General features: G+C 65.0%; 16 protein-coding genes. 14 read left to right on the forward strand and 2 right to left on the reverse strand.

The window, feature by feature from the left end; all coding sequences use genetic code 11:
* Positions 1–22: 22 nt before the first annotated feature.
* From BMW76_RS34565 to BMW76_RS34590, 6 genes are read left to right on the forward strand one after another with little or no spacing between them, the layout of a single operon-like run.
* Positions 23–1,567, forward strand: coding sequence for a multicopper oxidase family protein (locus BMW76_RS34565; RefSeq protein ID WP_245763505.1), 1,545 nt, complete (start codon positions 23–25; stop codon positions 1,565–1,567).
* Positions 1,568–1,586: 19 nt separating this feature from the next.
* On the forward strand, positions 1,587–9,749 hold the full coding sequence (locus BMW76_RS34570; protein WP_090873325.1) for a choice-of-anchor Q domain-containing protein: 8,163 nt from the start codon (positions 1,587–1,589) through the stop codon (positions 9,747–9,749).
* The gene (locus BMW76_RS34575) at positions 9,746–10,270 is read left to right on the forward strand and encodes a hypothetical protein (protein WP_090873326.1); all 525 of its coding nucleotides are present in this window, start codon (positions 9,746–9,748) and stop codon (positions 10,268–10,270) included. Before BMW76_RS34570 ends, BMW76_RS34575 begins: the two co-directional genes overlap by 4 nt.
* 39 nt (positions 10,271–10,309) lie before the next feature.
* The gene (locus BMW76_RS34580; protein ID WP_090873327.1) at positions 10,310–11,119 is read left to right on the forward strand and encodes a LolA-like protein; all 810 of its coding nucleotides are present in this window, start codon (positions 10,310–10,312) and stop codon (positions 11,117–11,119) included.
* A gap of 26 nt (positions 11,120–11,145) precedes the next feature.
* Positions 11,146–11,967, forward strand: a complete 822-nt coding sequence (locus BMW76_RS34585) for a LolA-like protein (protein WP_090873357.1) — start codon at positions 11,146–11,148, stop codon at positions 11,965–11,967.
* A 2-nt stretch (positions 11,968–11,969) separates the two neighbouring features.
* Complete coding sequence (locus tag BMW76_RS34590) at positions 11,970–13,640, forward strand: c-type cytochrome (RefSeq protein ID WP_090873328.1); 1,671 nt, start codon at positions 11,970–11,972, stop codon at positions 13,638–13,640.
* Positions 13,641–13,676: 36 nt separating this feature from the next.
* Here the strand turns inward: BMW76_RS34590 and BMW76_RS34595 are convergent, their stop codons facing one another.
* Positions 13,677–14,318, reverse strand: a complete 642-nt coding sequence (locus BMW76_RS34595) for a lytic transglycosylase domain-containing protein (RefSeq protein WP_090873329.1) — start codon at positions 14,316–14,318, stop codon at positions 13,677–13,679.
* Positions 14,319–14,873: 555 nt separating this feature from the next.
* Between BMW76_RS34595 and BMW76_RS34600 the strand changes: the two genes are divergently transcribed.
* Positions 14,874–15,665: a response regulator gene (locus BMW76_RS34600; protein WP_090873330.1), complete on the forward strand. Its 792-nt coding sequence runs from the start codon at positions 14,874–14,876 to the stop codon at positions 15,663–15,665.
* A gap of 70 nt (positions 15,666–15,735) precedes the next feature.
* Here the strand turns inward: BMW76_RS34600 and BMW76_RS34605 are convergent, their stop codons facing one another.
* Positions 15,736–16,887 (reverse strand): sensor histidine kinase, encoded by a 1,152-nt coding sequence (locus BMW76_RS34605; RefSeq protein ID WP_090873331.1) that lies wholly within the window; start codon positions 16,885–16,887, stop codon positions 15,736–15,738.
* A gap of 276 nt (positions 16,888–17,163) precedes the next feature.
* Between BMW76_RS34605 and BMW76_RS42905 the strand changes: the two genes are divergently transcribed.
* The 7 genes from BMW76_RS42905 to BMW76_RS34640 all read left to right on the forward strand — a co-directional run bounded on the left by BMW76_RS42905 (position 17,164) and on the right by BMW76_RS34640 (position 23,974).
* Positions 17,164–18,171, forward strand: coding sequence for an SCO family protein (locus BMW76_RS42905; protein ID WP_090873332.1), 1,008 nt, complete (start codon positions 17,164–17,166; stop codon positions 18,169–18,171).
* Positions 18,172–18,193: 22 nt separating this feature from the next.
* A complete protein-coding gene (locus BMW76_RS34615; protein WP_090873333.1) occupies positions 18,194–18,886 on the forward strand; it encodes a response regulator in 693 nt (230 codons plus the stop codon).
* A 135-nt stretch (positions 18,887–19,021) separates the two neighbouring features.
* Positions 19,022–19,525, forward strand: a complete 504-nt coding sequence (gene gspG, locus BMW76_RS34620; RefSeq protein ID WP_245763503.1) for a type II secretion system major pseudopilin GspG — start codon at positions 19,022–19,024, stop codon at positions 19,523–19,525.
* A gap of 46 nt (positions 19,526–19,571) precedes the next feature.
* Positions 19,572–20,774, forward strand: a complete 1,203-nt coding sequence (locus tag BMW76_RS34625; protein WP_090873334.1) for a type II secretion system F family protein — start codon at positions 19,572–19,574, stop codon at positions 20,772–20,774.
* Between the two features lie 14 nt (positions 20,775–20,788).
* On the forward strand, positions 20,789–22,525 hold the full coding sequence (locus BMW76_RS34630; protein WP_090873335.1) for a GspE/PulE family protein: 1,737 nt from the start codon (positions 20,789–20,791) through the stop codon (positions 22,523–22,525).
* Positions 22,506–23,447: a hypothetical protein gene (locus tag BMW76_RS34635; RefSeq protein ID WP_090873336.1), complete on the forward strand. Its 942-nt coding sequence runs from the start codon at positions 22,506–22,508 to the stop codon at positions 23,445–23,447. Before BMW76_RS34630 ends, BMW76_RS34635 begins: the two co-directional genes overlap by 20 nt.
* Positions 23,444–23,974: a hypothetical protein gene (locus tag BMW76_RS34640; RefSeq protein ID WP_090873337.1), complete on the forward strand. Its 531-nt coding sequence runs from the start codon at positions 23,444–23,446 to the stop codon at positions 23,972–23,974. Before BMW76_RS34635 ends, BMW76_RS34640 begins: the two co-directional genes overlap by 4 nt.
* Positions 23,975–23,984 lie beyond the last annotated feature (10 nt).

Here is a 23,984-nt window from a genome sequence, read left to right on the forward strand (position 1 = left end):
GCTCTTCTGCGCGGCTCTCGTCATGCTGCTGTACTGCCTGAATGCGCACGCGGCCGCGCCGGGCATCACGGGAACGAGCTTCGATCTCAGCGCCGAAGCCAACCGCATCAGCCAGCCTGACGGAACGAGCGTGTACGCGTGGGGCTACGGCTGCCGCACTGCGCCGTCGGGCTTTTCCCCCGCTGGCATTCCCGGCGCGAACTGCCCGAGCATGCAGGTGCCGGGGCCGACGCTGATCGTCAAGCAGGGCGACGTCGTCACCGTCACGCTGACGAACAACCTGCCGGAAGCGGCGGGCAACACGTCGATCCTGTTTCCCGGCTTCCAGGTCTGCGCCGCCGCGCTCAACACGGACGGCACCTGTCCGACGACGCTCACGGGCGTGCCGGGCCTGCTCACGCGCGAGGCGACGCACGGCAACAGCGTGACGTACAGCTTCGTCGCGTCGACGCCGGGCACGCATGCGTATTACAGCGGCACGCAGGGCGATCTGCAGGTGGAGATGGGCCTGTCGGGCGCGATCATCGTGCTGCCGACTTCGGCGCCCGGTGCGCTCGCCGTGCCCGCCGGCTGCCGCGCCGTGCAGGGGACGCTGCCCGACGGCCAGCCCGACTTCCGCAATGCCGCTGCCGCGTACAACCATCCGTCGACGTGTTACGACCGCGAGTACCTGTTCCAGTTCTCGGAGATGGACCTGCGCATCCATACGCAGGCCGAGCAGGAAGCGAGCAAGTCGTGCTCGCAGCCCACGGGCTGCATGTCCGTCGAGACCGAGCCGTATCACCCCGCGTATTTCATGATCAACGGCCGCTCGATGCCCGACGACATGGACCCGAACTACGCGCAGCAGTATCCGCATCAGCCATATAACGGCAACCCGCACATGCATCCGGGCGAACTCGTGCTGTTGCGCGTGATCGGCTCGGGCCGCTGGCAGCATCCGTTCCACGAGCACGGCAATCACGTGCGTGTGCTCGCGCGCGACGGCAATCTGCTGCTCAGCAAGACGGATACGACGAAGCTCGCGGGACCGCTGCTCTTTACGACGACCACGACGCCCGGCCTCGCATTGGATGGCATCTTCTACTGGACGGGCAAGGGGCTGAACTGGGACGTCTACGGCCATACGGCGGGCGACGGCAGCGTCTGCGTTCCCGATGCGAACGGCTATTACACCGTCAACAGCAATCCCCCCGCGCCGCCCAATGCGCCGAACTACTACGAGTGGTGCGCCGATCACAACAAGCCGCTCGAAGCACATCCGTTCGGCAATGTCGGCAGCGGCGGCCCCGTGACGTTGCCCGATGCGCGCGTGCTGACGAACGGCCCGTGGTACGGCGGCAGTCCGTATCTCGGCCCCGACGCGACGATCCGCGCGACATCGTTCACGGGCACGACGCCGCCGAGCGGCACGATCGCGAATCCGCCGACCTCCGAAGCAGGATTCGCCTACATGTGGCATTCGCACAATGAGCGCGAGATCACCACGAACAACATCTTCCCTGGCGGAATGATGATGATGATGCTCGTCGATCCGCAGGCGTTCACGATCAACGAAGGCAATTAGAGAGACGGGGAGAATCGCGATGAGATCCAGCGATTTCAACAGAACGCTTGCCGGCCTCGTGAAGTGTGCCGCGGCGGCAGTGCTGATGACGGCGAGTGCGATGGTCTGCGCGCAAAGCGTGACCCTCACTGCAAAGTCCCAGACGATTGCACTTCCCGATGGACAGGTCGTGCCGATGTGGGGCTACACCTGCTCGGCGGCAGCCGTTGCGCCCGCAACCTGCGCGGCGACCAATCCCGGCGCCGGCGCAAACTGGTCGCCCGTCGTGATCACGACGCCGCCCGGCTCGCTCACGATCAACCTCACGAACAGCCTGCCCGCCCAGGTGCCGACCTCGCTTGTGATCGTCGGCCAGCTGGGCGGCGGTCTCGGCACCACGGCCACCTCGACCACGAGCCCCGTTCACCCGACGCAGACGGCGACGACCTGGCCCATTGCCGGCACGGGCAGCGGAGCGAGCTTCACGCCGCCCGCGCAAGGACCGCGCGTACAGTCGTTCTCGACGGAAGTGACGACGGGCAACACGACGGCGCTCACCTGGAACAATCTGCGCCCGGGTACCTATCTGATCGAATCGGGCACACACCCGTCGATCCAGGGACCGATGGGTCTCTATGGCGTGCTCGTCGTCACGACGCCGCCCGCGTCGGGCTCGCCGCAAGGGACGGCCTATCCGAACGTCAAATACGATGCGGACCTGCCGCTCGTGCTGAGCGAAATCGACCCCGTGCAGAACCAGGCCGTGGCGACAGCCGTCTCTACGGCTGGCTTCAGCGAGACGCGTGTGTGGTCCGGGCTGTCGGGCGGCTGCGGCGATCCCACGTCGGCGACTTACGGCACCTGCTATCCGCCTGCCGTGAACTACGATCCGCGCTACTACCTGATCAACGGCGTCGCGTTCGACCGCTCGAATGCGAATGGCTCCGCGTTCCCGGTCACGGCACCCGCATCGACCAGCACGACGACCGGCCAGATCCTGCTGCGCTTCGTGAACGCCGGCTTGCGCATGCACGTGCCGTCCGTCGTCGGCGCACAAACGGGCACGCCGGCCGCGTCCGGCTTCTCGCTCATCGCGGAAGACGGCAACCTGCTGCCTGGCAACGCGCGCGTGCAGAGCGCCGTATTCATGCCCGCCGGCAAGACCTACGACATCATGATGAACTCGCCCGCGACGGGCGCGCTGGCGTTGCCTGTATTCGACCGGCAACTGAGCCTGTCGACCAACAACCAGCGAGACGGCGGCATGCAGGCCTATATCAGCGTGAACGGCGGCGCAGTGCCGACCTCGGCGGCGGGCAATGCGAACGCGAAGGCGAACCCGGATTCGTACTATCTCGTCGCGGGCAATACGCTGACCGTCTCCGACCCCGGCAAGGGCCTGATCGCGAACGACGTGGGCGTCTATGGCGTGCAGATCAAGACGCAGCCGGCGGGCGGCACGCTGACGCTGAATCCCAATGGCACGTTCACCTATGTGCCGAACACGAACACGACATCGGACAGCTTCGTCTATCAGGCCAACGGCAACCCCGCATTGACGGCCACCGTGATGCTCAACGCGTGCTCGGGGAGCCAGAGCTGCCAGTCGGGACCGCCCACCGCATCGGACGATGCGTTCAGCAGCAATATCGCGTCGCAATTGCATGTCGGCGCGCCGGGCGTGCTGAGCAATGACCGCGACCCGGCAGGTCTGCCGCTCACGGCGACGATTGCCGGCAGCGCGTCGGGCGGCACCGTGACGCTGAACAAGGACGGCTCGTTCAACGTCGCGCCCGCGGCCCCGCCCGTCGGCAATGCGACGGCGACAGTGACGTTCCAGTACAAGGCCGTCAATTCGCAGAACACGCCGAGCGCCGTGGCGAACGTCACCGTGACCTTCAAGGGCGGCAGCGGTCTTGTCGTCGCGGTCAAGGACGCGAAGGTAGGCACACCCATCAACGACTACCGCTGGATCATCGAGGAAGACCGCACGTTCCAGATCGATCCCGCCTGCCAGGTGAACTCGCCGACGCGTCCCGCGTCATGCCCGCCGCTGCCTGTGCCGAGCCTCGGCACGAGCTTCCACACGAGCTATATGCCCGTCGTCGCGGCGGGATGCGTCGGCGCGGTGTCGTGCGAGTCGGGACAGACCGTGCTCGATCCGCAGACGAACCAGCACGTGCCTGCCGTATGCGACGTCGGCAACGGCGTGTGCCGCACGGATGCCGTCCAGCAGACGCCTGTCGATCCATCGCAGGTCGCGCTCGATCCGACGAAACACTACTATCTGTCGATCCTGCCGGGCGACGCCGGCAACACGTTCACAGCAGGCGCGGGTGCGCCGCAGCCCGTGGACCCGAAGAATCCCGACGGCGCGCAGCGGCAGTTCGATATCGCCAAGGATTGCCCGTCGGGTCCGGGCGGCGCGGACTTCGCGCCCGGCACGGGCACCTGCGGACACGCGATGGGCGGCGCGCAGATTGCGCCCGCGCAGCACGCCGTCAACGTGCTGTTGCAGCAGACGCCGTTGCAGACCGCGAAGATCTCCGTGTTCGTCTTCGAAGACGATGCGCCCGTGAATGGTGAAGTCGACGTGAGCGGCGGCACCGATGCATTCGGCTCCGCGCGCGAGCCGGGCCTCGGCGGCTTCGAAATCAAGCTCTTCGACGACGCGGGCGGCACGGGCGATTCGACGGGCCAGATGACCTACGACATGTTCAACATGCCGCTGTCGAATTCGCTGCAAGGCACGATCGATCCGAGCACGGGCCTCGACGCCTGTCCGATCACGAAGGCCGCGAGCGATGGCCTCGTCGGCATGATCCCGACCTGCCCGAAGTTCGAATCGGATGGCAAGACGATGTCGCCGCTCGTGGGCCAGGCGATCATCGCGAACCTGATGCCGGGACGCTACGGCGTCGTCGCGACGCCGGCTGCCGATCGCATCGCGAAGGGCGAGGAGTGGCTGCAGACCAATACGCTCGATGGCCAGAAGGCTCACGACGCGTTCATCAAGGTGGGCGGCCCCGCGTACTTCCAGGAGTTCGGTCCGGCGGGCTTTCACGTGACGATCGGCTTTGCCAATCCGAAGATCATCAACGCGCGGCTGCCGGGTATCTGCAACGGCGTGGCGTGCAATAACGGCATCACGGGCAAGATCACGAATCTGCACTACAGCCGTCCGCCCAACGAAAACCTCTACAGCAGCGGCTCGCGCGATTCGCTGGGCTTCACGCAGTGCTACGTGAGCGTCGGCGATCCCGATCTCGAAGACGTCGCGTTCACGAAGTGCAACGCGGACGGCACGTTCAGCATCAATGGCCTGCCGGATGGCCTGTTCCGCATCACGGTGTTCGACCAGTGGAACGACCAGATCGTCGACGGCCTCGCGACGGCCGTGCAACTGAAGGGCGGACACGTGCAAAACGTCGGCGATCTGCCCGTGCTGCAATGGCATACGAACCTCTATACGCGCACCTTCATCGATACGAACGGCGATGGCGTTTCGCAGGATAGCGAACCCGGTCTCGCGCTCGTGCCGACCAATATCCGCTTCCGCGACGGCAGCTATTCGAACTTCAACAACACGGACCTGAACGGCTATGCGTCGTTCAACGAAGTGTTCCCGCTCTTCAACTGGTACGTCGCCGAGGCCGACACGACACGCTACAAGCAGACGGGCGTGCACGTCGTCTACGACTCGGGCGGACCGCCCGACGGCACGCCTGGCGGCGGCAGCTCGTCGATTGCGGCGAACTTCGCGAACACACAGGAATCGTCGACGTCGCATCTGCCGTCCGACCTGCGCGTGCCAGGCGCGATCTACTGCAACGACGCGGACTGCAATGACCGCTCGGGCACGAGCCCGTCGACGGGCCGCATCGATCCGCCGTGGGTCACGACGATGGGCTGGCAGGGCTTCTCGGGCCAGAACTCGTTCATCGAGTTCGGCAAGGCGCCGTTCGGTGCCAACGAGAACGGCGGCATTCATGGCGAAGTGATCTATGCGTCGACGCGTCCGTTCGACGATCCTGCCCTGCTGCTGCATACGAGCTGGACGCCGAACGTGCCGAACGTGACTGTCAATCTGTACGCGGAGGGTACCGCGCCGGACGGCACGCAAAGCCTGACGCTGGTCGATACGACGAAGACGAGCAGCTGGGACGACTGGGCCCAGGGCTTCCGTTCGGACGGCAGGCCGAACATGAACTGCCCCGGCCAGGAGACCACCGATCCGTTCTTCTTCACGCTGAAGAACAGCCCGCAATGGCTCGATCCGCAAAGGCGCGCGCTGCCTTATAACTCGCAGTTCAAGTGCTACGACGGCATGCACGCGTTCAACCAGTTGCAGCCCGCTCCGTACGACGGGATGTACCAGTTCCCGAGCGTGACGGGACGCGACGTGTCGAAAGGCACGCCGACGGGCTCGAACTGCACGATCTGCAGCAAGCAGGCCGATGGCTCGTTCATGCTGCCTCCCGGCAAGTATGTGGTCGAGATCATCGTCCCGCCGGGCTATGAGCTCGTGAAGGAGGAAGACAAGAACATCCTGATCGGCGACAACTACATCGCGCCCGTCACGCAGCAGTTCGGCGGGCTGGGCAACATCTTCATCCTGCCCGACCAGGCGGCCGTGAACTCCACGTACAACCGCAACAACGCGCAGAACCCGACGACCGATCTCGGCTCGCAGCCGCGTCACGAAGGCGACACGGGCAGCGTCGAGACGTTCTGGCCGTGCGTCGGCGCACTGCGTGTCGTGCCGGATTACATCAGCCTGTTCCCCGGCTCGCAGGAAGTCGCGCCGTTCGCGGGCGCATCGCGGCACCTGTGCGACCGCAAGGAAGTCGTGCTGACGAACCAGATGTCGGTGCTTGCGAAGTTCTGGGTGTTCAGCTCGACGCATGTGGCCGCGCACTTCACGGGCTTCATGCTCGACGACTTCTCGTCGGAGTTCGATCCGTACTCGCCGCAGTTCGGCGAGAAGTTCGCGGTGCCGAACGTGCCCGTCTCGCTGAAGGACTTCGCGGGCAACGAAGTGAGCCGCGTGTATTCGGACCAGTGGGGCATCTTCAACGGGATGAACTATTCGACGTGGGAAGTGAATCCGCCGAACCCGACGGGCTACGCGCCGACGATGATGGTCGCCTGCATGAACGATCCCGACATGCCGGACCCCGCGCATCCGGGGCAGACGATCCGCGATCCGCTGTTCAATCCCGCGTACAGCCAGTTCTGCTACGAGATACCGTTCATGCCAGGTCAGACGCAATACATGGATACGCCTGTCGTGCCCGTGTCCGCGTTCGCGGACGGCTACAACCCGCCTGATTGCGCGTATCCGGATGCGACGCCCGCGATCTCGTCGGTGACGGGTGACACGAGCAACGGCGGCGCGGGTCCGTGGGTGAGCGCGGCCAACCATACGCTGACGATCAAGGCGCTCGGCGACCAGCAGGTGTCGAACCACGCGTATGGCGGTCCCGCGGCGACCACGGCGCCGTACAACCAGAAGTTCGTCACGCGGCACTATGGCTTCGGCGCGCAGCAGGGCACCGGGTCGGTGACGATCGGCGGCGTGAATGCGCCCGTGACTTCGTGGTCGGATACGCAGATCGTCGTCAGGGTGCCGTTGCTGTCGGCCACCCAGTCGAACTGCACGATCCAGCAGCGCAGCGTCATCACGCCGACGCGCTGCGGCGAACTCGTCATCACGTCGGGCAACGGCAAGAAGTCGATCGATACGGTGACGGTCACGATTGGCGGCAAGGCGCCGACCTTTGTCGCCGGCGAGAACGGGACGAACAACGCGATCCAGACGGCCATCGACAAGGCGACGCCGGGCGATCTCATCATCGTCGGTCCGGGCAACTACAACGAGATGCTGCTGATGTGGAAGCCCGTGCGCCTGCAAGGCGTCGGCGCGCCCAGCGTGGTCGTGAACGCGAACACGCATCCGTCGGGCAAAGTCGATCCGTGGCGCAGACAGGTCGACTGCCTGTTCGGCGTCGCGCTCAACGGCAGCCCGATCACGTCGAGCAATCCGTACGATCCCTCGGGAACGTACACATGCTCGACTGCGATGCAACGCAAGGTGGATGCGATTCCGCTCGAACCGACGGTCGGCTGGGACAACACGCTCAACGGCAATCTCGGCGAGCTGCTGATGGAGCCGACGCTGATGGGCGCGTACGAAGGCGCGGGCATCACCGTGCTTGCGAAGGGCGTGCGCGACGTGCGCGTGGGCGGCCAGTTGCAGCCCGATCCGAACTGCACGGCGAACGGCGTCTGCGTGCCGCTCACGGCCAGCACCGCGGATTGCACCACGTATTCGAGCAACTTCCTGTGCAATCCGTCGCGTGTGGACGGCATCACGTTCACGAACAGCTCGCAGGGCGGCGGCGGCATCTTCCTGCACGGCTGGAACCACTATACGGAGGTATCGAACAACCGCGTCTTCAGCAATGCGGGCACGCTGACGGGCGGCATCACGGTGGGCCAGGTCGAAGTGCCCGACGGCACGATCGCCGCCGATGGCTTCACGCAGGAGCCGTTCGCGTACAACACGCATGTCAACGTGCACCACAACTCGGTGACGTCGAATGCGTCGTACGGCGACGAGATCAACTCGACGACGCCTTCGTCGGCTGCCGGTGTCACGTTCTGCTCGGGCGCGGACAACTATCACTTCAACTATAACTGGGTCTGCGGCAACATGAGCAGCGGCGATGGCGGCGGTGTCGCGCACTTCGGCTTCAGCTACAACGGCGACCTGTCGCACAACTGGGTTCTGTTCAACCAGAGCAACAACCCGACTCTGCCGACGTACGGCGGTGGCGTGATCGCCCAGGGCGTGCCGCCCGACGGCACGTTCTGCGAGAACAACCCCGTCGATATCGACTGCGCGCCGCAGCTCTCGGATGGCGTCGGGCCGGGGCTCGTGATCGACGGCAACCTGATCGTCGGCAACACGGCCGAAAGCGGCAAGGGCGGCGGCCTGCGTCTGCAGAGCATCAACGGCACGGACGTGCAGCGCAGCCCGCGCAACCGCAACCGCTGGTACGAGGTGAACGTGATCAACAACATCATCGCGAACAACGTGGCGGGCTGGTCGGGCGGCGGCGTGTCGGTGCAGGATGCCGTGCGGGTGAACTTCATCAACAACACGGTGATGTCGAACGACTCGACGGCTTCCGCTGGCGTGCTGTTCAACACGGCGCTGGCCGCGCAGGCCAACATCCCTCCGCCGAACTGCACGACGGTCGGCTCGGAAACGACGTGCAGCCCGATCACGACGTCGACGATGCAGCCGTCCGGCCTCGAGACCGCGAAGCACACGCAGAACTTCCTGACGGCGTTCTCGGCGGGCAACGCGGGCTGTCCGACCGGGCAGGACTGCAGCCACTTCTCGTTCCCTGTGCTGAACAACGACGTGTTCTGGAGGAACCGCACGTTCTATATCACCGTGGGCGGGCTGAATCCGAACATCCCGGGCTTGCAGAACACGGTCACGCTGAACCCGACGCTGAACCAGGCGGGACATCAGACGGGCTACTGCGATCCGAATGCCGTGTACTGGGATATCGGGACCTATGGCGATACGAAGCCGTCGGATCACTCGTCGGGCATGACGCTCACGCCGCAGTATTCGATCCTCACGGACGCAGGCGACTATCCGAACGCGCACAACAGCGGAGCGGACCCGAACGTCGTGAGCATGTACTGCAACGGCGCGCGCGTGCCGCCCGAAGGCGGAGGCAACGGCTTCGCAGTGCCGCCCGGCATTGCCGACACCGTGCTGCCCAATCCGCTGTTCGGCCTGCTGCCGTCGGCGACGCCGGATGAAGGCAACCAGTGGATCAACATGTCGTACGGGCCGCTGTCGCTGTTCAACATGACGTTGGGTTCGGGTAGCACGGGCTATGGCGTGCCGCTCGGCAACTACTCGATCAAGACGGGGTCGCCTGCCGTCAATGCGGGCACGAACGTCGGCGCGCCGAATCACGACTTCTTCGGCACGCTGCGTCCGCAGAGCGGCGCCTACGACATCGGCGCAGTGGAGTTGCCGCGCACCGGGCTCTTCGCAGGCGGCAACCTGCCGTTCGCGCCGGGCGCGCTGCTCGACCTGCTCAACCAGGTCCTGGGCACCGCGACGGGAACGGGTGGTCCGCAGGCGAATGCGACCACGGGAGTGGTGCAATGAGACGCGCGACGACGACGGCTGCGTGGCTCTGCTGTGCCGCATTGCCGGCGATGCCGGCAGCGGCGCAGCAGACGCCGCCGGTACAAGCGGCGCAGCGCGTGCAGCAGGTGGCGATGCACGGCAGTGGCCAGCATGCTTCGCACGCGTCGCACTATGTGCCGATGAAGCTGCCGGGTCACGCGCGCGCTTTCTACCAATCGGTGCGCGGAATCGACAACATGAGCGTGCGGCGCACGGCGTCGGGCAATCTGTTGCGCTTCAGCTATCGCGTGACGGACCCGGCGCTCGCAAAGCTGCTCGGCGACAAGGGTACGACGCCTTATCTCTACGGCGAGGCCAATCATGTGCTGCTCGAAGTGCCCGTGATGGACAACATCGGCCAGTTGCGGCAGACGGGCACGCTAAGGATCGGCCAGGAATACTGGATGGTGTTTTCGAACAAGGGCAATCTGGTGAAAGCGGGGGACCGCGTCCACGTGCTGATCGGCTCGTTCCATATCGACGGGCTGGTCGTCGAATAGTGCACGGCGCGTGCGCGGCACGACATTGAGGAGATCGACATGATTCGGGGCATTCTGATGGCGGTTTGCACGACGGGCGCGATAGCGGCGAGCGCCGTCTCGCACGTTGCGCTGGCGGCGGGTGGCGGCGGCATGAGCGCGGCGCAGGTCGTCGAGCGCAACGTGGCCGCGCGCGGCGGATTGCAGGCGTGGCGCGCCGTCAGCACGATGACGATGAGCGGACAGATCGACGTCGGCGGCAAGAAGCCGGTCAAGCTGCCGTTCGTCATGACGATGAAGCGGCCTCACAAGAGCCGCTTCGAGCTGAACTTCGATAACCAGATCGCGTTTCAGGTCTACGACGGCACGCAGGGGTGGAAGGTGCGGCCGTTCCTCGGCCGCAATGTCGCCGAGCCTTATACGTCTGCCGAAGCGAAATCGGCGGCGGAGACGGCTGACCTCGACGGCCCGTTGATCGACTATGCGGCGAAGGGCAGCCAGGTTGCGTTGCAAGGCATGGACACGATCGAAGGACACCGTGCATACAAGCTACTGCTGACGACGAAAGATCACGCGCAACGGCACGTGTGGATCGACGCGTCGAGCTATCTCGAACTGAAGATCGAAGGCGATCCGCGCAAGCTCGATGGGCGCATGCATGCCGTTGCCGTCTACTACCGCGACTACCGTCGCGAGAACGGACTGATGGTGCCGCATCTGATGGAGACGCAGGTGACGGGCGTGAAGCAGAAGCATCAGATGACGATCGAGCGTGTCACCGTGAACCAGCCCGCCGACGACGCGCTCTTCGCGAAGCCGCAGTTGCCCGCGCAGCCGCAGTCGGCGCCTGCCAAGGTAGCAGGCAGATGACGTCGCGCGTTCGAGGGGGCACGATCATGAAACGCTTCACGTCATGGCTGCTGGCGGGCTGTGTGTCCGCGCTCGCATGGGCGCAGATGCCCGCCGCCGAGCCGTTGCTCACGGTCGACGAGATCATCGCGAAGAACGCGGCCGCGCGCGGCGGCGACGAAGCCTGGCGCAACGTCCGCACGATGATCTGGATGGGACATGTCGAAAGCGCCAATGCGCCGAATCCGAACGCGCCGTTCATGCTGGCGTTGCGGCGGCCGAGCAGCACACGCTTTGAAATCACGGCGATGAACCAGCGGATCGTGCGCATATTCGACGGCAAGGAAGGCTGGAAGATACGGCCGTCGTCGGGCGGCGCGCCGGATGTGCAGCCTTATACGCCAGCGGAAATCCGCTATGCGCGCGACGAACAGGTCATCGACGGGCCGTTGCTCGATCACACGGCGAAGGGCATTGCCGTGGCGCTCGACGGCATGGATGCCGTCGAAGGGAAGAACGCTTACCGGCTGGCCGTGACCTTGCCTTCGGGCGCGCATCGGCATGTGTGGGTCGATGCCGCATCGTTTCTCGACATCAAATACGATCGAGAAGCACCGACCCTGTCGCGCACGCCCGTCACGATCGAAGTGACGTATCGCGACTTTCGCGAAGTGGATGGTTTGCAGGTGCCGTTCGTGATCGAAAGCGGCGTGACGGGCGCGGCAAAAAAGGACAGGCTCGTGCTAGAGCGAGTCTCGGTGAATCCGCCGCTCGAGGACGCGATGTTCATCAAACCCGCGTTGCCGGGGCGGCGCGCATCGGTTGCCGTGGGCGTGAGCGGCATGCCGGCGCTGCGTCCCGTGCCTTAGCCATGGCGCGCGGTCTCATCGCGAGGGCGGATGCGTTGCCGCTACGCGTGCTGCGTTTGCTGCTATCGGGCGCGCTCGCCGCGGGCTTGCTGATGTGCGCGCATCACGCCCGAAGCGCGCCACCCATCGACGTCGGCGAGGCGATCTTTCGCGACGGCGTCGCAGGCGATGGCCAACCCGTCGAGGCGACGCATCAGGGGCAAGTCGCGATGCGAGGCGCGATGGCGGCGTGCGTGAACTGCCATCGGCGCAGCGGGCTCGGCTCGAAGGAAGGCAACACGACGATCCCGCCCATCGCCGCGCAGTATCTGTTTCATCCGCGCGCGCAGAGCCCGGACGAACTGACGATACCGTTCATCGACGGCATGCGCACCAGCCGCGAGCCCTATACGGAAGCGACGCTCGCGCGCGCGATCCGCGAAGGCATCGATTCCGAAGGCAAGCCGCTCGGTTATCTGATGCCGCAATTCGCGCTCAACGACGCGGACATGCATGCGCTGATCGATTACCTGAAGACGCTCGACAGGCGCAGAGCGCCCGGCGTGACGGATACCGTGCTGCACTTCGCGACGATCATCGCGCCCGACGCCGACCCTGTGAAGCGGCGCGGAATGCTCGATGTCCTCGAACACTATTTCGCCGACAAGAACGCGGCGCCGCTGGGCGCGACACCCGCATTGCGCTCGTCGCGCAAGATGATGTTCATGGTCAACCGACGCTGGGAACTGCATGTGTGGGAACTGCATGGCCCGCCGGACACATGGCAGGCGCAGTTGCACGAGGATCTCGTGCGGCAGCCGGTGTTCGCCGTGCTGTCGGGTCTGGGCGGCAGAAACTGGGGGCCCGTTCACGACTTCTGCGAGCGCGAACAGGTGCCGTGCCTGTTTCCGAATGTCGAAGTGCCCGTCGAAACCGAGCACGATTTCTATTCGACGTATTTCTCGCGTGGCGTGCTGCTCGAAGCAGAACTGATCGCGAAGCGGATACGCGAACCGACGGGCTCCGCATCCGGGCGCCCTGTCAAGACGGTGGTCCAGGTCTATCGGGCGGGCGACAGCGGCGAGGCAGCAGCCGAGGCACTCGCGGCGGATCTCAGGAAACAGGGCGTTGCTGTCGAGAATCGCCCGCTGCCTGCCAATGCGCGCGTCACGACGGCGCTGCACGGAGCGGCACACGCGGACGTGCTCGTGCTATGGCTCAGGCCACCCGACATCGCTGCGCTCCGCGATGCGCCGCCTGCTTCGACGGCCGTGTATCTGTCCGGGCTGATGGGCGGGCTGGACCGCGCGCCGTTACCTTCGCACTGGCGAGACCGCGTGCGTGTCGCGTATCCCGTCGATCTGCCGCAAGGCCGGCGTGTGCGCGTCGACTATGCATTCGGCTGGTTCGCGATACGGCACATTCCCATCGTCGATGAACGCGTGCAGGCCGATACCTATCTCGCCTGCGGGCTGCTCGCGGAAACGTTGAGCCATATGGTCGATGCGTTCGTGCGGGACTACCTGGTCGAACGCATCGACGACATGCTCGAGCATCGCATTCTCACCGGCTACTATCCGCGTCTGACGCTCGCGCCGGGCCAGCGCTTCGCGTCGAAGGGCGGGTATATCGTGCGCTTCGCGCAAGCCGACCCGCTGCGCGTCGTCGCGGATAGCGACTGGATCGTGCCGTAGCTTTCTCGCGTTGCATGCCGCCGTTACGGATTGCGCTCAACTGCTGGCGGGCAGCATCCGCCGGTATTTTTCGAGCACGCGCGGTACGTACGCGCGTGTTTCGGGAATCAACGGAATCCGATAACCGGCGCGTATCACCGCGTTCTCTCCGGCGTTGTACGCGGCGAGCGCCAGCTCCATGTCGTCCTTGAACAGATCGAGCAGGAAGCGCAGATAACGTGCGCCCGCGAGCACGTTATCGCGCGGGTTGAACATGTCGCCATCGGAGAAGCGGCGCGCGGTATCGGGCATCAGCTGCATGAGGCCTAGCGCGCCTTTGTCGGAAACGGCGCGCGGGTTGTAGCGCGATTCCACGTCTATCACGGCGCGCAAGAGCTCCGGCTGTACGTGGAAGGTCTCGCTGGCCTCAGCGATCACGGTTTCGAACTGTGCGCCGTCGACGCGAGCGGATGCAGTGCCGCCTGGCTCTTTCGCGCGGCGCGCAGGTGCAGGCGTGGCGACGATCAGCGACATACCCGCGTTGCCCGGCGTATCCGTCAGCACGACGGCGCCCGTTTTGTCGACCTTGCCGAAGATGTCGGCGTGCGCAGGCTGCGCGAGCGCGAAGAACACAACCCCGAGTACGACGGATGGCGCGGACGCCGGGTGAGCTGGTCGTGTCGCTGCATGCCCGCGCATGATCGTTCTCCGCTGGTGCTCTGATTGTGTTGTGCGGTCCAGCGGGCAGCAATGGGGCGAGTCCCCCTTTTTCGGACGCGCAAGCGGAGGGCTTTCACCCACTGTACAGAAACGTTACAGGTGGGCCGTATTTGGCTGAGGGCGTGCCTTGCCCGCGTATCGCGAGTGGAGGCGAGCGTGGAAAGCAAATCAGACGACTCGAACCGGCTTGGGCGGAATCTGCCAAATCGCATGCGTTTTAGCGTCGATTCTCTCTTTTAGCCGATTATTACGGAGCGGTGAATCGGGAAGGAACGAATCGGAAGTGAAACGTTTTTGAATGCAATTTTTACCGGTATTTGACGCTTCTTAAACAACCCTGACACCGGGACAGGCCGCGCGAGGCTGGCAAGAAGCTTGCGTTTCTGGGCCAGATGCGCGCTGGACCGGGTTTGCGGGGTGCGTTGTTAGTAAAGCGAAATATATGCGTAATGCTCACGAAAGTAACAATAGAGAGAAGAAGAATTTTGTGCTCGCTGCTCATAGCCCGCACACTTCGGAAACGAGGAGCCGAACGTGAATATCAAACATCGGGTAATCATCGCAGAGGATCACGACCTGCTGCGCAACGGCCTGCGTTCGATGCTATCGGCGCAGGGAGAATACGAAGTGATCGGCGAAGCGCGCGACGGGAAGGAAGCGTGTCAGCTTGCCATGACGCTTGCGCCCGACCTGATCCTGATGGATCTGTCGATGCGCGGCATGAACGGCATCGATGCGACGGCGGCCATCAAACGGCGTTCGCCGCTCGTGCGCATCATCGCGTTGACGGTGCATCAGAGCGAGGAGTACGTGCGCGAAGCGTTGCGCGCGGGTGTCGACGGATATGTGCTGAAGGACGTGTCGTTCGATGAATTGCTCTTCGCGATGCGTACCGTGATGCACGGCAAGAAGCATTTGAGCGCCGACGTCTATGGCTTCATGGTCGACTCGTTCGTGACGGGGCGTGAGATTGCGTCGCCGAAGAAAGCGTGGGACCTGCTGACGGCACGCGAGCGCAGCGTGTTGAAGCTGATTGCGGAAGGACGGACCAACCGGCAGGTGGGCCAGTATTTGAATCTGAGTCCGAAGACGATCGAGAAGTATCGCGCGAGCGTGATGCATAAGCTCGGCATCGAAAACGTCACGGAACTGGTGCTCGCGGCGATCAGCATGGGACTGCTGACGTCGCTCGCATCGAAATGTGCGGAGCCGGAAACGGACGACAAACTGTATCGACTGCCCGTTGCCGGCGCGCAGGCCGAGCCGGAACCGGACGATGCGCAAAACGGCGAGATGCCGCGCATGAGCGGCACGGCGACGGGCTAGCGCTGCCGGCGCTGCTGCGCGTCGGGCAACGCCGCGGGCAACGCTTGCAGAAGCAACTGAAAACGTAACGCTAAAGACGCCAGCGCGCGGACACTTCGGTGCCGCCGTCATCGCCTGCGCTCATTGTGAATGCGCCGCCTTGCGCTTCCACGCGATGCTGCATGCCGATCAGGCCAAGCCCGTTCGAACTTGCGTCGTCGGGGCGAAGCGGATGTGTGTGGTAGCCGGCGCCGTCGTCACGTATCGACAGAAGCAGATGCGCGGCGTCGCGCTGCAATTCGATGCGGATCTCCGAAGCGGCGGCATGCTTGACGATGTTATTGAGCGCTTCCTGGACGATGCGAAAGATGTCTGCCTTCAGATGCTCGGGGATTTCACTATCCTCGACGCCGCACGACAGCACGACGCGCAATGTCTCGACGCTTTGCTCGACGCGCCGGCAAAGTGTGCTCAGCGCTGCGGGCAGCCCCAGGCGCTCCAGCGCGAGCGGCCGCAATTCCCCGCATATCTGCCGCATTTCGCCGATCGTGTCGCGTATCTGCAGCACGGCTGCATCGAGTAGTTGCGCGGCATCGTCGGCCTGGCCGCGTCGCAGACGCATGCGCGCATCTTCGACCATCAGCTTGATCAGCGTCAGCGCCTGGCCCATGCCGTCGTGAAGCTCGGCGGCAAGGCGTTCGCGTTCGCGCTGCTGGCCTCGCGTGAGCCAGATCGACCGGCTGTATGCGTCTTTCTGTGCCGCTTCAGGCGGCGTCGTTTCGCCATACGCGGGCAGCGGCTCGACGAACAGCAGGAGACGCAGAGGCGCGTCCGCATCGCCCGAGGCAAACGTCTGCTGATACACATGCAAGGGCATTCGATGGCCGGTTCGGCCCGCGAGCGTCACGTCGAACGAGCGGAATGTGCGGGACGAGCGGCAGGGCTCGTTTGCATCGAAGGCGTATAGCTGCCGTTCGACGTCCGCGCGGTCGTCTTCGTGCGCGATATCGGCGAGGCGCTTGCCGGCGAGTTCGGCGCCCGTGTAGCCGAGCAGCGCCGCGGCGCTGCGATTCATGCTGACGATGGCGCCGCCCGATGTCGTCACGGCGAGCGCCGCACCGCGCGCGTCGCTGACGTGGGCCGCTTTCGGCTCCGTGTCGCGCATGGCTTTGCCCAGCTTGCGCATCGCGTCGATCAGATCGCGCAGCCTTACGGGCGGTTCAGGCGGCGTAGTGGCATGCATGGGCGCTCCCGGCTGGTTGACCCGAAAAACTTTCAAGCCGCTCGGGGATTGTAGGCTGCGAGCCGCACGCGCCGCAACGGGTCACGTGCTGCGATACGTACGGGGAATACCGTGCCTCATACGGCGGGTCATCCCGTAGGTGGAAGTCTCCTACCGCACTTTGGGTAGCTTCATCCAATGACGCTCCCAACCCGATTGACGAGACTGAACCAGCAAGGGCGAATTGCGCGCCGGGCCCTGGTTCGCAGCCCGTTGCCTGATGAAGAGGAGGTTGCGATGAACACCCACAAGCTCGTAATCGGTGCGCTCGTGCTGACGGGCGCGGGACTGGCCGCGCAGGCCGCGGTGAGCGCCGACGCGCAACAGACGCCCGCCGCCGATGCGCAGATGGAGGCACAACATCACGACGCCTCGATGAACATGGACGAGGCCAAAGCCGATGATGCGATTACCGATGCCGTCGCGAACACGCACGCTGACACGATGCAGGACAGTGCATCGAAGAATGCCGCGATGGAAGGCATGACGGCAAAAGAGCGGGTGATGAAGGAGGCCGCGTCGGCGGGCATGAAAGCGCAGGACACGACGATGGAAGAAGCCGCGGCCCCTCACGCGCACGCGATGCCCGCCGACATGCCGATGGACGACATGCCGATGCCCGCCGCGCACGACACGACGGCACCCGCCGACGCGATGCCCATGCACGACGAACAGTCGAATGACAAGCTTCATTCGATGACGGGCGGCCACGAGATGCACGCGCATCATCACGACATGGCGCCGGGCACGACGCGCACGACGGCCGACTACACGTTGCCGCCCGTCACGCTCGTACGCGACGACGGCAAGGCCGTGTCGCTCGTCGACGAACTGAACGACGGCCGCCCCGTCGTGCTGACTTTCATCTACACGTCATGCACGACGATCTGCCCGATGATCAGCCAGACCCTCGAGCAATTGCAGGAAGAACTGGGCAGCGAGCGCGACAAGGTCCATATCGTGTCGATCTCCATCGATCCCGAAGAGGACACGCCCGCGCGGCTGAAGGCGTACGCGGAGCGCTTCGGCGCGGGTCCGCAATGGCAGTACTACACGGGCACGGTCGAAGCGAGCATCGCGGCGCAGCGCGCATTCAACGTCTATCGCGGCGACAAGATGAACCACACGGCCGTTGCATTTTTCCGCGCCGCGCCGGGCAAGCCGTGGCTGCGGCTCGACGGCCTTGCGACACCCGACGAGCTGTTGAGCGCATATCACGAGGTGATTGGCAGCAACGGATCGTGAACCCGCCGTGCGGAGGTGCAACGTGGAGAAGATCCACCGTGTGCTGATTGCCGAAGACCAGCCGCTGCTGCGCGGCGGACTGTGCTCGATGGTTCGCGCGCTGCCGCAATACAGCGTCGCAGGCGAGGCGAGGGACGGCGTCGAGGCGTGCAGTCTCGCGCTGTCGCTGCTCCCCGATCTGATCCTGATGGATCTGTCGATGCCCAGCAGGAGCGGCGTCGAAGCGATCGCGCAGATCAAGGGGAAGGCGCCGCAGATACGGATCATCGCGCTGACCATTCACGCGAGCGACATGCACGTGCGCGAAGCGCTGGCAGCGGGCGTCGACGGCTACGTACTCAAGGACACATCGTTCGACGAGCTCGTCGAGGCGATGCGCGTCGTCATGCTCGGCCTGCCCAACGCGACCCTGGACGAATACGGCGCGCGGCACGGCGAGCCGCGCGGCCTCGCGTCGAACGTGCAGCACGCGCAGACCTGGAGCGCGCTGACGTCTCGCGAGCGCACCGTGCTGCGCCTCGTCGCGGAGGGCTGCACCAATCGCGAAGTGGGCGAGCAGCTGCGCCTGAGCCCCAAGACCATCGAGAAACATCGCGCGAGTCTGATGCGCAAGCTCGGCGTATCGAATGCGACGGGACTCGTGCGCGTGGCGTTCGAACTCGGCGTGCTCGCGCTGCCCGAGGAAGCGGGCAATGGGTTGAACTACTTCATCTGAGCAGCCCGGAACTGGAGGGTCTTTACCCATCCGTTTGCACGAGTCTCCCTACTTAGCGTGCGTGCGGACGTGAACAAGAATGCATTCAGGCGTCCTGGCCGCGCGAAGCGCGGCAGTCATAGGGAGGACAACAACGTGAGCGACATCCGGTTCATGTCCCCATGCGGCAAAGCTGGCGCTGCGCATGCACGAAACGCGACACGAGCCGCACAGGCCGCACCGGCCCCACAGGCCGGGCGCGAGGCCGGCTTCACGCTGCTCGAACTTCTCGTGGTCATGGTCATCATCGGTCTTCTGGCGGGCCTCGTCGCGCCGCGTTATTTCGAGCAGGTCGGCAAGTCGAACACGAAGATCGCGCGCGCGCAGATCGAATCGCTCGGCAAGGCGCTCGATCAATACCGGCTCGACGTCGGCGCCTATCCGACCACGGAAGAAGGCTTGCAGGCGCTGATGGCTAAACCGCAGGACGCGCCGCACTGGAGCGGCCCCTATCTGCAGAAGGCCGTGCCGCCCGACCCGTGGGACCGTCCCTACCAGTACCGCGCGCCCGGCGAGCACGGCGACTACGACCTGTATTCGTATGGCAAGGACGGCCAGCCGGGAGGCGCGGGTGAGAACTCGGACGTGATTTCCTGGTGAAGGGCGCTTGAGCACGCTTGAGCAACGCGATGCGAGGAGAAGCGACGTGAAGTACGTGCTGCGGGTCTTCGATACGAGCGGGACGGTGCAGACAGTGCGCGTCGAAAGCGATTCGACGGCGGCTGCGGCAGCGCTCGCGCGCGCACGAGGATTGAGAGTCGTGTCGGTGTGCGGCGAGCGCAGCGGAGTGCAGCTGCGCGTGCGTGCGCCGGCGCTCGTGCGCGGCAAGTTCAACGTCGAACTCTTCGCGCGCGAACTCGCGGCGCTGCTGTCGGCGGGCGTGGGTGTCGTCGATGCGTTGCGCACGCTCGCGAGCAACGAGCGGCGCGAAAGCTCAGCGGGCGTGTATCGCGGATTGCTGCGGCGTCTCGAAGAAGGGCAGTCGTTGTCGGCGGCGCTCGAACAGGCGAGCGACGTGTTTCCCGCCGTGCTCGTCGCGTGCGTGAAGGCGAGCGAACAGACGGGCGGTCTCGCGGACAGTCTCACGCGTTATTCGCGCAACAGCGCGATGCTGCACGAGCTGCGCGCGCGCGTGGTATCGGCGGCGATCTATCCGACGGTGCTGCTGGTGGTGGGCGCCGTCGTCGTGCTCTTTCTGCTGGGCTTCGTCGTCCCGCGCTTCGCGACGCTGCTCGAACATAGCGGACGCGAGCTACCGCTTCTTTCGCAGCTGCTGATCGCGTGGGGCAGCCTGGTTCACGCGCATGACAAGACGCTTGCGATCGCGCTCGCCGTACTGACGATCGCGGGCGGCATCATCCTGCGCCGTCCGTCCACGCGCGACTGGATCGCCGATCGCATGCTCGCGTTGCCGGGCATCGGCCAGTACTTCCGCGTGTTTCGCCAGTCGCAGTTCTTTCGTACGACGGCGATGCTCGTCGACGGCGGCATTCCCGCCGTGCGTGCTTTCGATCTGGCGAGAGGACTGGTCGGCCGTTCCGATCAGGCGGCGCTCGGCCGCGCGCTCGACCAGGTGCGCAACGGCGCGAAGATTTCCGACGCGTTCCAGCAGGCGTCGCTGGCCGACGCGATCACGTATCGGCTGCTGACCGTCGCGGAGAAAACGGGCGGCCTCGGTCCCGTGCTCGACCGCATCGCCGCGTTTCAGGAAGCACAGGTTGCGCGTGCAATCGATCTGATCTCGCGGCTGATCGAGCCCGCGATGATGATCTTCATCGGCGTCGTGATCGGCGGCATCGTCGTGCTGATGTACATGCCGATCTTCGAAATCGCGTCGAGCGTTCAATAGCAGGCGAGGGCGTCATGGACACGGCGAGCATCGCGAACGGCATCGACGGCACAGGCAGCGTCGATCTGCGCGACGCGCTGCGCGTGCTCGCCGAACGGCATGGCTCCGGACTGCGCGCGCTCGAAGACCTGCTGTCGCAAACATCGGCGAGCCCGGACGAAGTGCTCGCGCGACTCGCCGCGCAATGTCACATGCAGCCCATCGCGATGCAAACGCTGAACGGCATGCAGCCGGACTTCGACATCATGCCGTTCGTCGAGGCGACGACGCGTCTTTGCATCTGCTTTCGCGATTGCGAAGCAGGCGATTCGGAAACAGCGCGGGGCCTGCTGTTCGTGATCGCCGATCCGCTCGACCGGCGCACGCGCGGCAGCATCGAGCAGCGCATGCGCGCGCGGCCCACGGTGCCTTATCGATGGGCGCTCGCAAGCGTCGGCGATATCACCGCGTGGCTCGCGGTGCGCGAGAAAGACGTGCGCGCGATGGACTCGCTCGCGCTCGACCAGGCGAGCCCGCATGCCGCCGATCCCGCGTCGCTCGCGCTGACGCTGCAAGGCATCAGCAGCGACGACAGCGCCGTCGTGCGCCTGCTCAACTCGACGATCTACGACGCGCTGAAGATGATGGCGAGCGACATTCACCTCGAATGCCGCGCCAACGGGCTGATGATCAAGTGCCGCGTCGATGGCGTGCTGACGGTGGTCGGGCGCGTCGAAGGGAGAGACGTCGCGGATCAGGTGCTGTCGCGCGTGAAGGTCATCTCCGAACTCGATATCGCCGAGCGGCGCGTGCCGCAGGACGGGCGCTTCAAGGCCGTCTACGCAGGCCGCGAAATCGACTTCCGCGTGTCGATCATGCCGAACCAGTTCGGCGAGGACGCGGTGCTGCGCATTCTGGACCGCTATCAGCTTTCGCAGGCATCGGGTGGGCTCACGCTCGAAGCACTGGGATTTCAGCAGGACGACACGCGCTTCATGCGCACCGTCGCCGCGATGCCTTACGGCATGCTGCTCGTGACGGGACCGACGGGCAGCGGCAAGACCACGACGCTCTACGCGATCCTCACGGAGATCAACGACGGCCTCGAAAAAATCGTGACCATCGAAGACCCCGTCGAATACCAGTTGGGCGACATCCTGCAGATTCCCGTCAACGAGGCGAAAGGGCTGACCTTTGCGCGCGGCCTTCGCTCGATTCTGCGGCACGACCCCGACAAGATCATGGTCGGTGAAATCCGCGATCCCGAGACCGCGCAGATCGCCGTGCAGGCGGCGTTGACGGGCCACCAGGTCTTCACGACCGTGCACGCGAACAACGTGTTCGACGTGATCGGTCGCTTCACGAACATGGACGTCGATCCGTATAGCTTCGTGTCTGCGCTCAACGGTGTGATCGCGCAGCGGCTGTTGCGGCAGTGCTGTCCCGATTGCGTGACCGAGGATACCGTCGATGCCGACACGCTCGCGCGTTCGGGCATCGATCCCGATTCGGCGGGCGGCTATCTGTTCCGGCGCGGCGCGGGATGCGCCGCGTGCCGTGGCAGCGGCTATCGCGGACGCCGTGCCGTCGCGGAGGCGCTGCGCATGGACGACGAACTTCGCCAGCTGCTCTCGGAGCGCGCGCCGCTCACGCAGATCAAGGCAGCCGCATTTCGCCAGGGCATGAAGACGCTGCGGGGCGCGGCCGTGAAGCTCGTGCAGAAAGGCGAGACGACGCTCGAGGAGATCAACCGTGTCACGATGGTCGAATGATTCGCGCGGCGGCAGCGTCAACGTCGGCATCGGCACGCGCGAGATTGCCGTGAGTCCGCGCGCGTCGCGTTCGTTGCGTTGGGGACGCTTTCACAAGACGGCGCTAACGAGTTCACCGCGCAGCGTGCTGATGTCCGACGCACAGCGCTACACCGAGAGCGGCGTATTCGACGCGTTGCGCGCCGCACTCGCGCCGATATCCGATGATGGCGCGCCGCCCGCAAAGCAGGCGCCTTCGCGAAACCGTCGCGCGCACATCGTACTCGACGATTTCTGGGGCAATCACGCGATATTGCGCGGCGACTTCCGCACGCTGCGTACGCGCGAGATCGACGAGATCGCGCGCGCGCATTTCGTCGATACGTATGGCGTGGATGCCGAAGCGATCGTCGTGCGCGCCTGCGTGCAGCGCGGCGGCCGCGCGCTGTTCGCGAGCGCGTTGCCGCGTACGCTGGTCGACGGCATCCGCGAGACGGGTACGGCGGCGGGCGTCGATATCGAGGCGCTGAAACTGTGCCTGCCGGAAATGCTCAATCGCACGCTGAACTGCGTCCCTCAAGCGAACGCGATGCTCGTCTTCGCAGCCGACGCGCTGATGCAGGCCGTGCTGATCGAAGCGGGACATTGGGTCGGCTACGACGTGCAGCGTCTCTTCGATGGCGACGCAGATGATTCCGAGCGGATCGCCGCGCTCGCTGTGCAGGCGTTCGAGCGCTGCGCGGAAGGTTCGAAGACGAAACGCCAGGATTGCGCGCTCGGCCTGTACGGCTTCGATGTCGATCACGCGTCGCTTCAAGCAGGCTTTGCGAGCGTGACCATGCTTGCGTCATGCGCCGCCGATACAGGCAATGAGACGGGCAACGAAGCAGGCGACAGGACACGCCCAAGCTTCGCGTGCCGTCTGCTGGAGTACGCGCAATGAGCGAGCCGCTTCACATCGACTTCGCTCGCAATCGGCCGCGCCTCGCGCCAGCAGGGCTCGTCGTGCTGGGCGCAGCCGTCGTGCTGCTGCTCGTGAGCGGCGTGCTGCTGTGGCGGGCTTACGACGATAACGATCGCGTCCAGGAGCGTTTCGAAGAAGCGCGGCACCGGCTGTTCGCGAAGACGCATCCCGTGAGGGCGCAGCCCACCGCCGCCGCGATGCATGCGGAAAAGCAGAGCCTCGCCGTGTTGCGCGAACTGACCGTACCGTGGCAGGACCTGCTGTCGATCCTCGAAGACTATCCGGACCACGACGTCGCGCTGATCGGCATCGACCACAATCCCGTGCAAAGCCAGATACGCATCACGGCGGAAGCGAAAAACTTCGACGCGATGATCGCGTACCTGCGCTACCTGCAATCGAGCAAGCTGCTGCGCGAGGCCGTCCTCAACGATCACGAGATCGAAGCCAACGTTCCGGGCACGCCGGTCCGGTTTCAGATCACTGCCGTATGGAGTCGATCATGAACGAGCCGCT

The organism is Paraburkholderia diazotrophica (genome assembly GCF_900108945.1).
Taxonomy (GTDB): domain Bacteria; phylum Pseudomonadota; class Gammaproteobacteria; order Burkholderiales; family Burkholderiaceae; genus Paraburkholderia; species Paraburkholderia diazotrophica.

Coding starts and splice junctions, on each gene's coding strand:
- BMW76_RS34565 (WP_245763505.1), top strand. CDS start 23: ATGCTGCTGTACTGCCTGAATGCGCACGCGGCCGCGCCGGGCATCACG.
- BMW76_RS34570 (WP_090873325.1), top strand. CDS start 1,587: ATGAGATCCAGCGATTTCAACAGAACGCTTGCCGGCCTCGTGAAGTGT.
- BMW76_RS34575 (WP_090873326.1), top strand. CDS start 9,746: ATGAGACGCGCGACGACGACGGCTGCGTGGCTCTGCTGTGCCGCATTG.
- BMW76_RS34580 (WP_090873327.1), top strand. CDS start 10,310: ATGATTCGGGGCATTCTGATGGCGGTTTGCACGACGGGCGCGATAGCG.
- BMW76_RS34585 (WP_090873357.1), top strand. CDS start 11,146: ATGAAACGCTTCACGTCATGGCTGCTGGCGGGCTGTGTGTCCGCGCTC.
- BMW76_RS34590 (WP_090873328.1), top strand. CDS start 11,970: ATGGCGCGCGGTCTCATCGCGAGGGCGGATGCGTTGCCGCTACGCGTG.
- BMW76_RS34595 (WP_090873329.1), bottom strand. CDS start 14,318: ATGCGCGGGCATGCAGCGACACGACCAGCTCACCCGGCGTCCGCGCCA.
- BMW76_RS34605 (WP_090873331.1), bottom strand. CDS start 16,887: ATGCATGCCACTACGCCGCCTGAACCGCCCGTAAGGCTGCGCGATCTG.
- BMW76_RS42905 (WP_090873332.1), top strand. CDS start 17,164: ATGAACACCCACAAGCTCGTAATCGGTGCGCTCGTGCTGACGGGCGCG.
- BMW76_RS34630 (WP_090873335.1), top strand. CDS start 20,789: ATGGACACGGCGAGCATCGCGAACGGCATCGACGGCACAGGCAGCGTC.
- BMW76_RS34640 (WP_090873337.1), top strand. CDS start 23,444: ATGAGCGAGCCGCTTCACATCGACTTCGCTCGCAATCGGCCGCGCCTC.